This window comes from Actinomadura rubrisoli (assembly GCF_004349215.1).
GTDB lineage: Bacteria > Actinomycetota > Actinomycetes > Streptosporangiales > Streptosporangiaceae > Spirillospora > Spirillospora rubrisoli.
The window spans coordinates 1-14,162 of the sequence record NZ_SMKU01000245.1 but is presented as its reverse complement, the minus strand read 5'-3'; the positions used below and the strand labels follow the sequence as shown (position 1 = coordinate 14,162).

12 protein-coding genes are annotated in these 14,162 nt (G+C 72.8%); 4 read left to right on the top strand and 8 right to left on the bottom strand.

Annotation, left to right across the window (positions count from 1 at the left end):
* The first annotated feature begins 54 nt into the window (after nucleotides 1–54).
* Complete coding sequence (locus tag E1298_RS33190) at nucleotides 55–1,641, top strand: FAD-dependent monooxygenase (RefSeq protein ID WP_131900356.1); 1,587 nt, start codon at nucleotides 55–57, stop codon at nucleotides 1,639–1,641.
* 188 nt (nucleotides 1,642–1,829) lie between these two features.
* Here the strand turns inward: E1298_RS33190 and E1298_RS33185 are convergent, their stop codons facing one another.
* On the bottom strand, nucleotides 1,830–2,702 hold the full coding sequence (locus tag E1298_RS33185; RefSeq protein WP_131900354.1) for an EamA family transporter: 873 nt from the start codon (nucleotides 2,700–2,702) through the stop codon (nucleotides 1,830–1,832).
* A 210-nt stretch (nucleotides 2,703–2,912) separates the two neighbouring features.
* Between E1298_RS33185 and E1298_RS33180 the strand changes: the two genes are divergently transcribed.
* Nucleotides 2,913–3,935, top strand: coding sequence for a hypothetical protein (locus E1298_RS33180; RefSeq protein WP_131900352.1), 1,023 nt, complete (start codon nucleotides 2,913–2,915; stop codon nucleotides 3,933–3,935).
* A 66-nt stretch (nucleotides 3,936–4,001) separates the two neighbouring features.
* On the opposite strand, the gene E1298_RS48655 is transcribed toward E1298_RS33180, so the two are convergent.
* The 4 genes from E1298_RS48655 to E1298_RS33165 form a co-directional block, all read right to left on the bottom strand.
* The gene (locus tag E1298_RS48655) at nucleotides 4,002–4,265 is read right to left on the bottom strand and encodes a hypothetical protein (RefSeq protein ID WP_165975803.1); all 264 of its coding nucleotides are present in this window, start codon (nucleotides 4,263–4,265) and stop codon (nucleotides 4,002–4,004) included.
* Nucleotides 4,266–4,357: 92 nt separating this feature from the next.
* A complete protein-coding gene (locus E1298_RS33175) occupies nucleotides 4,358–6,235 on the bottom strand; it encodes a CASTOR/POLLUX-related putative ion channel (protein WP_424923178.1) in 1,878 nt (625 codons plus the stop codon).
* Nucleotides 6,236–6,619: 384 nt separating this feature from the next.
* The gene (locus tag E1298_RS33170) at nucleotides 6,620–6,949 is read right to left on the bottom strand and encodes a histone-like nucleoid-structuring protein Lsr2 (protein ID WP_131900348.1); all 330 of its coding nucleotides are present in this window, start codon (nucleotides 6,947–6,949) and stop codon (nucleotides 6,620–6,622) included.
* 15 nt (nucleotides 6,950–6,964) lie between these two features.
* Nucleotides 6,965–7,324, bottom strand: coding sequence for a histone-like nucleoid-structuring protein Lsr2 (locus tag E1298_RS33165; RefSeq protein WP_131900346.1), 360 nt, complete (start codon nucleotides 7,322–7,324; stop codon nucleotides 6,965–6,967).
* Nucleotides 7,325–7,760: 436 nt separating this feature from the next.
* On the opposite strand from E1298_RS33165, the gene E1298_RS33160 reads away from it, so the two are divergent.
* Complete coding sequence (locus E1298_RS33160) at nucleotides 7,761–9,857, top strand: catalase (protein ID WP_131900344.1); 2,097 nt, start codon at nucleotides 7,761–7,763, stop codon at nucleotides 9,855–9,857.
* 142 nt (nucleotides 9,858–9,999) lie between these two features.
* Here E1298_RS33160 and E1298_RS33155 read toward each other — a convergent pair whose 3' ends face one another.
* Nucleotides 10,000–10,392 (bottom strand): nuclear transport factor 2 family protein, encoded by a 393-nt coding sequence (locus E1298_RS33155; RefSeq protein ID WP_131900342.1) that lies wholly within the window; start codon nucleotides 10,390–10,392, stop codon nucleotides 10,000–10,002.
* A 245-nt stretch (nucleotides 10,393–10,637) separates the two neighbouring features.
* On the opposite strand from E1298_RS33155, the gene E1298_RS33150 reads away from it, so the two are divergent.
* Nucleotides 10,638–12,170, top strand: a complete 1,533-nt coding sequence (locus E1298_RS33150; RefSeq protein WP_243725958.1) for an MFS transporter — start codon at nucleotides 10,638–10,640, stop codon at nucleotides 12,168–12,170.
* Here the strand turns inward: E1298_RS33150 and E1298_RS33145 are convergent.
* Nucleotides 12,142–13,329 carry a zinc-dependent alcohol dehydrogenase gene (locus E1298_RS33145; RefSeq protein ID WP_131900338.1) on the bottom strand — a complete coding sequence of 396 codons (1,188 nt, stop codon included), beginning with the start codon at nucleotides 13,327–13,329 and terminating at the stop codon, nucleotides 12,142–12,144. The two genes, E1298_RS33150 and E1298_RS33145, sit on opposite strands and share 29 nt — an antisense overlap.
* 86 nt (nucleotides 13,330–13,415) lie before the next feature.
* Nucleotides 13,416–14,162, bottom strand: a 747-nt coding sequence (locus E1298_RS48650; RefSeq protein ID WP_207944984.1) for a hypothetical protein, incomplete at its 5' end; no start/stop codon positions are given.

The following is a 14,162-nucleotide window of genomic DNA, read 5'->3' as shown; positions in this document are numbered from 1 at the left end:
ATCGTGAAGGGCGCGGGATCGTGAAGGGCCGGGGAGTCCCCGGGAAGGAGGCGGATGGAGCCGGTCGCGGTGATCGGGGCGGGGCCCGTGGGGCTGACCGCCGCGCTGCTGCTCGCCAGGTGGGGCGTGCCGGCGCTCGTCCTGGAGCGCCGCCCGGCCCGCGAGGCGATCGGGTCCCGGTCGATCTGCCAGCAGCGCGACGTCCTGGACATCTGGGCGGCGGCCGGGGCGGGCGCCATCGCCGACGAGGGGCTGGCGTGGACGACCGCCCGCACCTACTACCGCGATACCGAACTGTTCTCCTGGCGGTTCGCCGACGCCGGGACGCTGCCGCCGTGCGTGAACATCTCGCAGTCGCGCACCGAGGAGATCCTGGAGGAGCGCGCCGCCACCGAGCCGCTCGTGGAGATCCGCTGGGGCTGCGAGGTGACGGGCCTGGACCAGGACGCGGACGGCGTCACCCTGCGCTGCGCGGACGGCCCGTCCGTCCGCGCCCCGTACGTGATCGCATGCTCCGGGGGGCGGCCGGGCGTCCGCGAGGCGCTCGGCGTCGGCTTCCCCGGCGAGAGCTTCGGCGACCGCTTCCTCATCGTGGACCTGCGGGCCGACCTCCCCGGCTGGGAGCACGAGCGCCGCTTCTACTTCGACCCGCCGTGGAATCCGGGGCGGCAGGTGCTCATCCACCCGTGCCCGGAGTCCCGATACCGGATCGACTGGCAGGTCCCGCCGGGCTTCTCCCTCGCCGACGAGATGGGCGGCGGCCTGGACCGCCGCGTCCGGCAGATCATCGGCGCCCGCCCGTACGAGGTGATGTGGGCGTCGGTCTACACCTTCCACTCGCGTGTCGCCGACCGGATGCGCGTCGGGCGCGTCCTGCTGGCCGGGGACTGCGCCCACCAGTTCGCGCCCTTCGGCGCCCGCGGCCTGAACTCCGGCGTCCCCGACGCCGAGAACGCCGCCTGGAAGATCGCCTTCACGGTGCGCGGCTGGGCCCCGCCCGCCCTGGTCGCCACCTTCGACGCCGAGCGCCGCGCCGCGGCGCAGGAGAACCTCGACGTCACCTCGGCGACCATGCGCTTCCTCGTCCCGCAGACCGACGAGGGCTGGACGGCGCGCAGGCGCGCCCTGGAACGGGCCGCCGCCGACCCCGCGACGGCGGCCTCGATCGACTCGGGCCGGTTCGCCGAGCCGTTCTGGTACACCGCGTCGCCGCTGACCACGCCGGAGCCGACGCGCCCGCCGACCGGACGGCCGCCGAAGGGCGCCGTCCAGCCGCCCGCGCCCGGCGTGATCGTCCCCGACGCGCCGCTCCGCGGCGGCCGGGCGGCCCGCCTGCGCGAGCTGCTGCGCGACGGCTTCACCCTGCTGACCGCCGCCGACGTGGGCGCGGACGCGGGCATCGAGGCCGGCTTCGAGGACGTGGCGCCCGGCCTGCCCGTCCGGGTGCTGCGCCCCGCGGACCTGGACCCCACGGGCGGGCTCGCCACCGCGCTCGGCCTGCGGCCCGGCGAGGTCTGGCTCGTCCGCCCGGACGCGCACCTGGCCGCGATCCTCCCGCGCCCCTCGCGCACCAACATCACCGCTGCTGTGTTGACTGCAATCTCGGCCCAAGGCCACTCGCCTAGCGGCTCGCGGCCTTGACCGTGATTGTGCGAGCGCGAATCGCTTCGCGATCTTCCCGGGGATGCTCGCCTTCGGCTTCGCATCCCCGGTCAGGACGCGCGCTCGCGCGGTGGCTGAGGTCGTTCGAAACCCGGATCTGCGGGCGGTTGAGCGGATGGCTCTTTGGGCGGTGGAGAGCATGGCTCAGTGGGCCGTGAGGAGTTGGCTCAGTGCGCTGTCAGGAGGATGGCGCCGGCCGCGACTACGCAGGCGGCGGCTATGCGGCGGGGGCCTAGCCGTTCGGAGAAGAACACCGCCCCTATGACCGCGCCGGAGACCACGCCGGTCTCGCGGAGCGCCGCCACGGTCGCGAGGGTGCCGCGCGTCTGCGCCCACAGCACGATCCCGTACGCGGCCATCGAGATCAGCCCGCCGGTGAGGCCCGCCGCCTGCTGCCGCCGGTCCAGCCGGGTGACCGTCCCGGTGCCGCGCAGCGCCAAGATGATCATGACGGTCAGCGGGGCCTCGATGCCGAACAGCCACACCGCGTACGGCACCGTCCCCTCCGCCGCGCGCACCCCGACCCCGTCCACCAGCGTGTAGGACGCGATGGACGCGCCGGTCAGCAGCGCCGCCACCACCGCGCGCGGCTCCCGCGCCGGGCCCTCACCGCCCGGCCCGCCGGCCCGCTCGGCGGTGCCGCAGCCGGTGAACGCCAGCACCGAGAGGCCGCCGCAGATGACGACCACCCCGGCGACCTGGATCCAGGACGGCCGCTCGTGGAGCGCGAGCGCCGCCACCAGCGCCACGAGCAATGGAGCGCTCCCCCGGGCGAGCGGGTACATCTGGCCGAAGTCGCCCAGCTGGTACGACTTCAGCAGCAGCCCCAGGTAGACGACATGCACGGCGACCGACAGCCCCAGCCACGGCCACGCGGCGGCCGCGGGTGGGCCGGTGACCGCCATCAGCGGCACGACCACCAGCATCTGGCCGAGGCCGATGAAGGCGAACGAGGCCCAGTGGTCGGCCGCGCCCTTCGCGATGGCGTTCCACGTGGCGTGCAGGACTCCGGCGAAGATCACTGCGAGGGCGATGGTCATGGGCACACACTCCACCCCGGACGGGCCGCCGCGTGCAGCAATTTAGGACATGGCTAAGAGGTCGCCCTTGCCGCAGGAGAATGGACAGTCCACCTGATGTTCGCCGAATGTGCGAATCTCGTGACAATCTGGGAGGTGACCTGGCTCCGTGCTATCACGGGATCACCGGAGACCAGGTGAAGTAGGTCCCCGAAAACGATGGGGAGTGCGATGAACGACGAGTGCCGTCCCCGTCCGGTCTTCGACCCCGGCATTCCCGAGGCCGACCGCGCGCTGCTCGCCGCGGCCCCAGAGCGCCTGGTCCCGGCCGGCAAGCCCGCGCCGCCGCGCCCGCGCGTCCGCGCCACCACCCTCGCCGCCCGGCTGGTGTGGATCCCCGCGTTCGCGGTCTTCTACGGCGTGCTGCCCGGCGGCTGGCTGCGGGTGTTCTTCCTCGCCTCGCTCGACCAGGACGACCTGATGGGCGCCGCGATCCGGTGGGGCAGGCTGCCCGTCGCCGCGATGATGCTCACCCCGGCCCTGCAGATCCTGCTGATCTTGCTCGGGCAGCCGGAGGCCGCCGCCGCGCTCGCGGCGGCCAGCTTCGCCGGGTGGGTCGTCGGCGCGGTCCGGCACGTCCGCGAGCCGGCCGCCGCCCGCGCGGCCCGCGAGTACCACGGCTCCTACCTGCTGCCCGGGGACTTCGACCGGTCCGCCGCGCGGCTCCTCGTCCGCGCCCAGCACGCGATCGACGGCGTCCTCGGCTCGCAGTCCCACGGCGCCGGGCTGCTCGACGACGTCAACAACAAGATCGTCCTGCCCCGGCAGGAGTGGGCGATCGCCGGGGCGCTCGCCGAGCACACGCGGCTGCGCCGGGAGCGCCGCGCCCAGCAGCCCGAGCGGCTGTCGGCCGGCGTCCGCGCCCTCCTCGAACCGCAGGACCGGGCGCTGGAGCTGTCGGTCCAGTCGATCACCCGGCGGATCGAGGCCCTGGAGTCCTACGCCCTGCGTGCCGGCGAGGCCGACGACGCCTACCACGAGTCGCGGGTGCTGCAGAGCCTCCCCGAGCAGAACGCCCGCTACCGGGACCTGCTCGCCAGCACCGCCGGCGACGCTATGGCCGGCGCCGAGATCGAGGCCATGGCGCAGGACGCGCGCCGCGCCGAGACGGCGCTTCGCGAGCGCGTCACCAGTGCCCTGCGCGCCGGGCAGGAACTCGTGCTTCCCGCCGACGACGCCCGCACCCTCAACTGACCGCCCGCCTGTCCCGGCCCGCCCCCGCGTTCGCGCTCGCGGGGACAGGCCGGCGCGCGCACCGGGTCAGCCCGTCCGGCGGGTGGTGCGCGCGATGATCCAGTCGGCCGTGCGCTGCGTCCGGACGATCCGGCGCCGCAGCCTTGGCCGCCCGCCCTCACGGGGACGTGGGACGGCCGCGCCCGTCTCCTTCGCCAGTCGGACGCCCGCCTCCGCCAGCTCGGCCAGGAGGCGGCGCTCCGCACGCGGGTCGGTCTCCTCCAGAGCACACGCGTACAGGGCTTCGATCTCCGCTATCCGTGCTCCCAGCAGCATCATCTGATCGCCCACAATGATCACCCCGTGACTCAATTGTGAGCGATGGACGGCACGTTCCGCACGCGTATTTTCGCGCTCGGTGCCCGGAAATGCGGCTCGCGTCCTTAGTTCTCCGCGAGCACGATGACGCGGTCGTCGGGGGAGAGCGCCAGGGGCGCGGTCTTGTCCGGGTTGAGCACCACGCCGTAGCCGGGCGGTTCGTGGAACCGGGTCTGGAGGCGGTAGCCGAGGGCGACCTCGCCGCGCCGCCGGGCGGACTCGATGACCGTGGCGAAGTCGGCGGTGCTGCCCGGGGCGAGGTAGTCGCAGGCGGGCTTGAGGTAGATCTCCGACCCGGCCGGGTCGAGCAGGTCGGCGAAGACCTCGTAGAGGTGCTGGTTCTCGCTGAGCTGGGTGAGCATCAGGCTGATCAGCTTGTCGCTGACCACGAAGTCGTCGGCCTTGGTGACCTGCGCGACCTCCCGGTTGGCGTCGTCGTTGATCTCGCTGACGATCGAGTACGGGTCGCCGAGCGCGTCCTCCATGTCGCGCAGGTGCAGCAGCGTGACCAGGGTGCGGGCGTCGGCGTGCTCGCGGTCGAACCCGGCGTCCGACAGCACGACGATGCGCTGGTAGCCGCCCGCGTCGAGGGCCTCCAGCGACGGCCGGTCGGTCGGCTCGGCGCGGCTGAAGCCGACCTTGAGGTTGGCGAACGGGCCGATGTCGCCGGTGGGGTCCTCGCGCGGGGCGGCCACCACCAGCTCCGACCCGGCGGCGACGAAGTCGTCCAGCAGCTCGATGATCTTCGGGGCGCGGTGGTTCCAGCCGAGCACCAGGGTGCGCTCGGGCACCGGCTCGCGCGGCGTCGCGGTGGTGATGGCGGGCTCGGCGACGGGCGGCGGGGCGCCGCCGCGCAGCCGGATGAGCAGGTCGTCCTCGGCCAGCACGATGACCTCGTCGTCGGCGCGGATCACGGTGTCCATCGGCGGGTTCAGCAGGACGGCCCCGTCCGCGCGCCGCAGCCCCGCCGGGACGCCGAGGTCGTAGGCCGACAGCGCCGCGCCGAACGTCGTGCCCGCGAGGGCCGGTTCGGGCCGCATGTAGAACTCGTGGCCCGCGAAGTCCAGCAGGTCGGTGCAGACCTGCGACAGCCCCGACTGCCGGTGCGACTGGACGATCAGCCGGATCGCGATGTCGTCGGCGTCGATGACCCGCGCGGCGGCGCCGCCCGCCAGCCGGGCCGCGGGCAGGTTGGCCGAGTCGTGGACGGCGGCGACGACGTGCGGCCGCCGCCGCTCCCAGGCTCGGGCGCCGAGCGAGAGCAGCACCTTGATGACGTGGGTATCGGCGTCGGGGACCTCCGGCGCCAGCACCAGGATCGAGCGGGCGGTGCCGGGGCTGACCAGCTCCAGGTCGGCGACCTTCAGCGGGTTGCCGGTGCGGCACACGATCCGGGTGCGGCCGAAGTCGCCCACCCGCGCCCTGAGCGCGTCCTCCATCTCGACCTTGTCGCGGCCCGCGAGGATCGCCACGCACGACCTGCGCTCGCTCTGGTTGGCCTCCACCAGCTCGGTGACGACGGTGAAGACCTGCTCGGACCAGCCGAGCAGGACGGTGTGGTCGTGCTCGACGATCCGCGACCGCCCCTTGCGCAGCTCGGTGATCTTAGATTCCAGGCCGGTGGTGAGCACGCCGATCAGGGCGCTGACGATGAAGATCCCGCCGATCGTGGAGACGAGCATCAGCGCCAGGAACGGGCCGGTGCCGGTGTCGTCGCCCATCGTGCCGGGGTCGAGCGTGCGCAGCAGGCTGCGCCACACCATGCCGGGCCAGTTCCCGTGCGCGCCGCTGTCGCGCGGGGCGACGACCACGGCGGCGCTCGCCACCACGAGCACCAGCGCGAGCGAGGCCAGCCCGAGCCAGCCGATGAGCGCCGGCGTCCCCTTCGCCATGGTGGTGTCGAACCAGTAACGGACACGGTCGCGTCGCGTCGCGCGTCTCAACAGCTCTGCCCCCTCGGCCGCACTCGCGGCGCCTTTGGCGTTCGTCGTGGGCGCCGGCCCCTGGACGCACCGCCCGAACATTCCCCAGGCCGAGGTTAGAGCGGTGGACCCGCGCACGCACGCCGTTCCGAGTACGGGGGGACGGCATCGCCGGCCGCCCTCCGCCAAGCGAAAATTCCGTGCCGGAACGAGGGCGTTGGAACGGGCCGCTGGAACGCGCCGTTGGAACGGGCGCCCGGAAACGCGGATCCGAGCGCGGGGGGCGGCAATCCGCGCAGAAAAGGCGATTTGCCCGGGTGTTGGAGTATGTGCGAGGGGGCCGGGGATGAGAATTCCACCCCGGCCCCCTCCTGTCGGCGCCGAACGCCGCCGGCGCCGCGGCCGCTAGTGCGCGGCCTCGTACTTCTCGATCACATTGGCGGGGATGCGGCCCCGCTCATTGACCTTGATGCCGTTGCTCTTCGCCCACTCGCGAATCTCGGCGGACCGCTCGCGGCTGTTGGTCGTCCGGGCGCCTCGGCCCGCGCGGCCGGTGGCCTTGCGCGCCTTGCGTGCGCTGGAGACGAACGGCTCAAGGCCGCCGCGGAGCTTGGCGGCGTTCTTCTTGCTCAGGTCGATCTCGTAAGTGGTGCCATCGAGGGAAAAGCTGACGGTCTCGTCAGCCTCTCCGCCGTCGATGTCGTCCACGAGAAGGACTTCGACCTTCTGTGCCATGCGGGGACTCCCTAGCTATGCGTCCGGCTTCGCGTCCGGATGTGTCTCGATGAATGCAGCATAGACCTCATCCGATATCTTGCCACGTTCGGACACTTCAACGCCCTCACGCAATGCCCACTCGCGCACATCGCCGTTCGTGTACCCCTTGATCTTGGCGGTGCGGCCCGACTTGCGGCCCTTCCCGGCGGGCTTCACCTCGGCGGCGTTGTCGATGAACGGCGTCAGGGCGTCCAGCATCTCGTTCAGGCGCGTGTAGTTGTCATCGCTCAAGTCGATCGTGAACGTCCGACCCAAGACTTCGAAGTCCCGCTTTGCGACATCGTCCCCTTCGGAGCCGTCGATGTCGTCCACGCGAATGACCTTCTCCGCCATCTGTACTCCTTCTATGGCAGTGCCCTTGGCGTCGGGCCTGGGGGCCCTCCTTCGGCGGGCCCTGCGGCGATCGCTGCATCGCTCCGGCTCGCCCAGGGGCTCGCTGCGCGATCAGGTTCTTGCTTCGCTCGAACCTGGCTTCGCACGCGATCGCAACGCTGAGGCTATCGACACTTGAGGCGACTACCTGCACATCGCAGTGAGGTCGTGGCAGCTCCTCGTCCAGACGCCCGGTCGGCTCAACTTAGGTATGTGGCGTGAGGCGCGACACTCTACGGCACGCGTCGTGTGGGCGCCGGGTTGTTGATCGCGTGGCGAGCCGCCCCCGGCAGCGGGTCCGTCCGGCGGAACTCAAGTTCCGGTCAAACCGTGCATGCCGCCGACAACGTCGGGTAGCGGGAGCGACGGAGTCACTTCACCTTCAAGGGAGCTGAGCATGGCCAATCCCGCCGGCGGCGATGACCGGAAGCAGGAGCAGCTGGAGCGCTGGCGAGTGGGGCCGGAGGGCGCCGCGCTCACCACCGACCAGGGAATCGGCGTCGACGACACCGACAACTCGCTCGCCGCCGGCGAGCGCGGCCCCACCCTGATGGACGACTTCCATCTCCGCGAGAAGATCACCCATTTCGACCACGAGCGGATCCCCGAGCGGGTCGTCCACGCGCGCGGCGCGGGAGCTTACGGGCATTTCCGCCTCCACGAGTCGCTCGCCGAGTACACGACCGCCGAGTTCCTGTGCGACACGTCGCTGACCACGCCGGTGTTCGTGCGGTTCTCCACCGTCGCCGGGTCGCGGGGCTCGGCCGACACCGTCCGGGACGTCCGGGGCTTCGCGACGAAGTTCTACACCGGGCAGGGCAACTTCGACCTCGTCGGCAACAACATGCCGGTGTTCTTCATCCAGGACGGCATCAAGTTCCCCGACTTCGTGCACGCGGTGAAGCCCGAGCCGCCGAACGAGATCCCGCAGGCGTCGTCGGCGCACGACACCCTGTGGGACTTCGTGCAGCTCCAGCCCGAGACGATGCACATGATGATGTGGCTGATGTCCGACCGGGCGCTGCCGCGCAGCTACGCGATGATGCAGGGGTTCGGCGTCCACACCTTCCGGCTCGTCAACGCCGAGGGACGCGGGACGTTCGTGAAGTTCCACTGGAAGCCCAAGCTCGGCACCCACTCGCTGGCGTGGGACGAGACGCAGAAGATCGCGGGCAAGGACCCCGACTTCAACCGGCGCGACCTGTGGGACCGGATCGACGACGGCGACTTCCCCGAGTACGAGTTCGGGGTGCAGCTCGTCCCCGCCGAGGACGAGCACCGCTTCGGCTTCGACCTGCTCGACCCCACCAAGATCATTCCGGAGGAGGAGGTGCCGGTGCGGCCGGTCGGCACGATGGTGCTGGACCGCAACCCCGACAACTTCTTCGCCGAGACCGAGCAGGTCGCCTTCCACATCGCCAACGTCGTGCCCGGCATCGACTTCACCAACGACCCGCTGCTCCAGGCCCGGCTGTTCTCCTACCTGGACACGCAGCTGATCCGGCTCGGCGGCCCGAACTTCCCGCAGATCCCCGTCAACCGGCCGGTCGCGGACGTGCGCAACCACCACCGCGACGGCTACCACCAGATGGCGATCCACCAGGGGCAGGCGAGCTACCACAAGAACACGCTGTCGGGCGGCTGCCCGATGGTCGGCGGCGAGGGCTCGTTCACGCACTTCCAGGAGCGGGTGGACGGCAACAAGATCCGCAAGCGGAGCGAGAGCTTCGCCGACCACTACTCCCAGGCGACGCTGTTCTGGAACAGCATGTCCGAGTGGGAGAAGGGGCACATCGTCGGCGCGTTCCGGTTCGAGCTCGGCAAGTGCGAGCACAAGGAGATCCGCGAGGGCGTCGTCCGCCACCTCAACCACGTCGACCACGACCTGGCCGTCCAGGTCGCGGAGGGCGTGGGCGTGCGGCCGCCCGAGGCGCCGGTGACCGCCAACCACGGCCGCGTCTCGCCCGCGCTGAGCCAGGACAACGCGCCCACCGACTCGATTCAGGGCCGCAAGGTCGCGGTCCTCGTCGCGGACGGCGCCGACTCCTCGGCCGTCGCGGCGGTCGGCGAAGCGCTGACCGAGGCGGGCGCCGTCTGCGAGGTGCTGGCCGCCCAGGACGGCTTCGTCCAGGCCGAGAACGGCGCCCAGATCGAGGTCACCCGCGCGATGCCGACCGTGGCGTCCGTCCTGTACGACGCGGTGGTGGTGCCCGGCGGCGAGGCGAGCGTCCGCACGCTCGCGCAGGACGGCGACGCCGTGCATTTCGTCGCGGAGGCGTTCGTGCACTGCAAGGCGATCGGCGCGCTCGACGCGGGCATCGGCCTGCTGGAGCGGGCCGGGATCACCGAGGTGGAGTTCGCGGACGGCGGGACGGTCGCCGACTCCGGCGTCGTCACCGGCGAGGGCCGGGGCGGCGGCTTCACCACCGAGCTGATCAGGGCGATCGCCGCGCACCGGCACTGGACCCGCAAGAAGGACCACGTCCCCGCCTGAGGGTGCGGAACGCGCGGCCCCGGGCGGACGCGGAACGCGCGGCCCCGGGCGCGGGGCCGCGCGGGCAGCGGGCGCGCCGCGCCGGGCGGTGCCGCCGGGCGGTGCCGCCGGGCGGTGCCGCCGGGCGGCGCCGGCGGGAGGGTCAGGCCCGGCCCGCCTCGCGCTTGATCGTCTCGAACTGCGCCGCCATCGCCTCGGAGAGCGCGTTCGCGCCCGACAGCGGGCGGACCATGACGCAGAACTCGTCGATGAGCCCCTGCTCGTCGTGGCGCAGGAAGTCGCAGCCGTGGATCTCCCGGTCGCCGACCCGGGCCTTGAACATCAGCGCGTGGTCGCGCCCGTCTGGGTCCCCGATCTCGCGGACGTAGCGGAAGTCCTCGAACACCCGCATCACGCCGCGCAGGATCGCGGTGACCATGTCGCGCCCCTCGTAGGGGGCGAACGCGACCGGGCTGAGGAAGGTGACGCCGCCGGCCAGCAGCGCCGGGACCGCGTCCATGTCGCCCTTCTCGATGGCCGCGCGCAACGGGTGCATGGGTGCTACCTCCAAGATCGATCTGCCGGCTGCGCCCAGGATGTCAGACGTCCGGCGGGCGCGACCGGCAGGGACTTCGAGCTTCTCACAGCCCCCTGACCGGGTTTGTGATCCCTGTCTCGTTCCAACGGTGAAACGTGCGCGGCGGGAATGAATCGGGCTCTCTGGATCTTGGTCACTGGCGTACGCCGCGCCCCCGCCAGCGTGGTCGCCCCAGCCGGAACAGCTCCCGAGGAGTATTCAGCGTGTCCCCGAAGCCCCCCGTCCCGTCCGCGACGACCGAGCGCGCGCGGCACGCCGCGCCGTCCCCGGCCACCGGTGCCCCTGGGCCGGACCCCGGCGCGGAGCCGACGGGCGGCAGTGCGGAGCCGACGGGCGGTAGCGGGCTGATCGCGGTCCTGGCGTTCACCGGCATCGTCGTCGCGCTGATGCAGACGCTGCTGATCCCCGTGATCGGGCGGCTACCGGAGCTGCTGCACACCTCCCTGTCGAACTCGACGTGGGCGATGACCGCGACCCTGCTGTCCGGCGCCGTCGCCACCCCGATCATGGGACGGCTCGGCGACCTGTACGGCAAGCGGCGGATGATCCTGGTGAGCATCTCCACGGTCGTGCTCGGCTCGCTCATCGCCGCGGCGACGTCGCAGCTGCTCATCGTGGTGGCGGGCCGCGCGGTCCAGGGCTTCGCGATGGGCGCCATCCCGCTCGGCATCAGCCTGATGCGCGACGCGCTGCCCAGGGAGCGGCTCGGCTCCGCGCTGGCACTGATGAGCTCCTCGATCGGCGTTGGCGGCGCGCTCGGCCTGCCGCTGGCGGCCTACGTCGCCCAGCACTACAGCTGGCACACCCTCTTCTACGGCGCCGCCGCCCTCGGCGCGGTGTCGTTCGTCCTCGTCCTGGTCGCCGTGCCCGAGTCGCCGGTGCGGGCCGGGGGCGGCTTCGACTACGCCGGGGCGGCCGGGCTCTCGCTGGGGCTGGTGACCGTGCTGCTGCCCATCACCAAGGGCGGCGACTGGGGCTGGACGAGCCCCCTCACGCTCGGGCTGGCCGCCGCCGGGCTGGCGATCCTGGCCCTGTGGGGGCTGCTGGAGCTGCGCCTGCGCGACCCGCTGGTCGACCTGCGCACCACCGTCCGCCGCCAGGTCCTGCTGACCCACCTCACCGCGATCACCGTCGGCGTCTCGTTCTACGCGATGTCGCTGGTGCTGCCGCAGCTGCTGGAGCTGCCGTCCGCCACCGGCTACGGCCTCGGGCAGTCGCTGCTGGTCGCCGGGCTCGCCGTCGCGCCGATGGGCGTGTCGATGATGCTGGTCTCGCCGCTGTCGGCCCGGATCTCCGCCGCCCGCGGCCCGAAGACCTCGCTGATCCTCGGCCTGCTGGTGATCGGCGGCGCCTACGCCGCGGCGCAGGGCCTGATGAGCGCGGTGTGGCAGGTCGCGCTGATCTCGACGCTGGTCGGCGCCGGGATCGGGCTCGCCTACTCGGCGCTGCCCACGCTGATCATGGGCGCGGTGGACGTGTCGGAGACCGGCGCCGCGAACGGCCTCAACACGCTGATGCGCTCGATCGGCACCTCGGTGTCCAGCGCGGTGCTCGGCACCGTCCTCGCGCGCAACACCACCTCGTTCGGCGGGGCGGAGGTCCCGAACATGACGGGCTTCCGGATCTCGTTCCTCATCGCCACCGGCGTCGTCGCCCTCGGCGTCCTGCTCGCCGCGTTCCTGCCGGGCGCCGGACGCCCGGCGACGGTCAGGTACCGGGCTGCAGGATCACCTTGACGGCGCCGTCCTGCTTCTTCTGGAACATCTCGTAGGCCCGCGGCGCCTCGTCCAGCGGCATGCGGTGGGTGGCGAGGTCCATCACGCCGAGCGGGTCGGCGTCGCCTGCCACGAGCGGCATCAGGTCGTCGATCCACCTCTTGACGTGCGCCTGGCCCATTCGCAGCGCGATGCCCTTGTCGAACATCCGCAGCATCGGCATCGGGTCGGTCATGCCGCCGTACACGCCGACGACCGAGATCGTCCCGCCCCGGCGGACGGCCTCGATCGCGGTCATCAGGGCGGCGAGCCGGTCCACGCCGACGCGCGACATCAGCGGCGCGGCGGTGCCGCCCGGCAGCAGCCCGGTGAGGGTCTGCGCGAGCTTGGCGCCCGGCGAGCCGTGCGCCTCCATCCCGACCGCGTCGATCACCGAGTCGGTGCCGCGGCCGCCGGTGAGCTGCCGGATCGCGTCCGGGACGTCGTCGGCCGCGTCCGAGTCCAGCGCCTCGATCCCGTGCCGCCGCGCCATCTCCAGCCGCTCGGGCACGAAGTCGACGCCGATCACCCGGTGGCCGAGATGGCGGGCGATGCGCCCCGCCATCTGCCCGATCGGCCCGAGCCCGAGCACGGTGACCGACCCGCCATCGGGGACATCGGCCCACTCCACCGCCTGCCACGCGGTCGGCAGGACGTCGGAGAGGTAGAGGAACCGCTCGTCCGGCGGCCCGTCCGGCACCTTGATCGGGCCGAAGTGCGCCTGCGGCACCCGCAGGTACTCGGCCTGCCCGCCCGGCACCTGCCCGTACAGCTTGGTGTAGCCGAACAGCGCCGCGCCCATGCCGTGCTCGCGGACCTGCGTCGTCTCGCACTGCGCGAACAGGCCCGTCCCGCACATGTGGCAGCGCCCGCAGGAGATGTTGAACGGGATGACAACGCGGTCGCCGGGCTTGACGTGCGCGACGTCCGGCCCGGTCTCCTCGACCACGCCCATCGGCTCGTGGCCGAGGATGTCGCCCTCGCCGAGGAACGGCCCGAGCACCTCGTACAGGTGCAGGTCCGACCCGCAGATCCCGGACGAGGTCACGCGGATGATCGCGTCGTCCGGCTCCTTGATCGTCGGATCGGGGACGTTCTCCACGCGGACGTCCCGCTTGCCGTGCCAGGTGAGTGCCTTCATAGTTGCGGCCTTACCCCCGGCACCGGCGCGAAACGTCGGCGCGCGCCGTCCGGAGCGTCCGCGGCCCGCCGTCGCCCGGACGCGGGTCAGGGGCAGCGGTGGGCGCGGACGGCCGCGCGCACGGCGAGCGCCCGGGTGGCCCAGAGTTGCGGCGAGGATCGTCCGAACGCCTCGCCGCCGGGACCGGGGCGCAGCCGGAAGCCGCGCGCGTCGTGCGCCTCCCAGCCCGCCCGCTCGCCGCGCAGGTTGAGAAAGTGGGTCACCGCTCCGGCGGCGTGGCCGTCGTGGCGCAGATGCCAGCGGTGGGCGTCGCGGTCGGCGCTGGAGTACTGGCAGAGCCGCCAGCCCGCGCCGACGCGGCGCGTCAGATCGAGCGTGATCAGCGGTTCGCCGTCGTCCGGGCGCCGCCCGCGCGGGGAGCCGGGGGCGCGGCGCGGGGCGTCCGCCCGGCGCTCCCGGGCACGGGTCCGCAGGAGCCGCGTCAGCTCGCGTGCCGCCTGCGCCAGGGCGCGGGTGGCCTCGATGAGCTGGCGGTCCTCCGCCGGGGAGCCGACCGGCGCCGGGGCCGCGGCCGCGGCGTCGCGGCGGGACCGCGCCATCCTCCGGCGGGCGGCGTCGAGGGCGTCGAGGGCGCGGGCGGCCTCGTCCCGCGCCGCCGCGAGCCCGGTGCGCGGATCGGGCCCGGAGTCCCGGGCGTTCCGCGCGACGTCGCGCGCCCCGATCCGTCTCGGGCCACGGTCATGCCCGGGGACGTTCTCGGGAACGCTGTCGGGGATGCGATCGGGTGCGGGGGCCGGGTCGCGGCCGGGACGGCGCTCCGCGAGGGGCGCGGG

What these genes read in the sequence shown, in the direction of transcription:
- E1298_RS33160 (WP_131900344.1), top strand. Translation starts at nt 7,761, where the DNA reads ATGGCCAATCCCGCCGGCGGCGATGACCGGAAGCAGGAGCAGCTGGAG.
- E1298_RS33155 (WP_131900342.1), bottom strand. Translation starts at nt 10,392, where the DNA reads ATGCACCCGTTGCGCGCGGCCATCGAGAAGGGCGACATGGACGCGGTC.
- E1298_RS33145 (WP_131900338.1), bottom strand. Translation starts at nt 13,329, where the DNA reads ATGAAGGCACTCACCTGGCACGGCAAGCGGGACGTCCGCGTGGAGAAC.
- E1298_RS33165 (WP_131900346.1), bottom strand. Translation starts at nt 7,324, where the DNA reads ATGGCGGAGAAGGTCATTCGCGTGGACGACATCGACGGCTCCGAAGGG.
- E1298_RS33190 (WP_131900356.1), top strand. Translation starts at nt 55, where the DNA reads ATGGAGCCGGTCGCGGTGATCGGGGCGGGGCCCGTGGGGCTGACCGCC.
- E1298_RS33185 (WP_131900354.1), bottom strand. Translation starts at nt 2,702, where the DNA reads ATGACCATCGCCCTCGCAGTGATCTTCGCCGGAGTCCTGCACGCCACG.
- E1298_RS33170 (WP_131900348.1), bottom strand. Translation starts at nt 6,949, where the DNA reads ATGGCACAGAAGGTCGAAGTCCTTCTCGTGGACGACATCGACGGCGGA.
- E1298_RS33180 (WP_131900352.1), top strand. Translation starts at nt 2,913, where the DNA reads ATGAACGACGAGTGCCGTCCCCGTCCGGTCTTCGACCCCGGCATTCCC.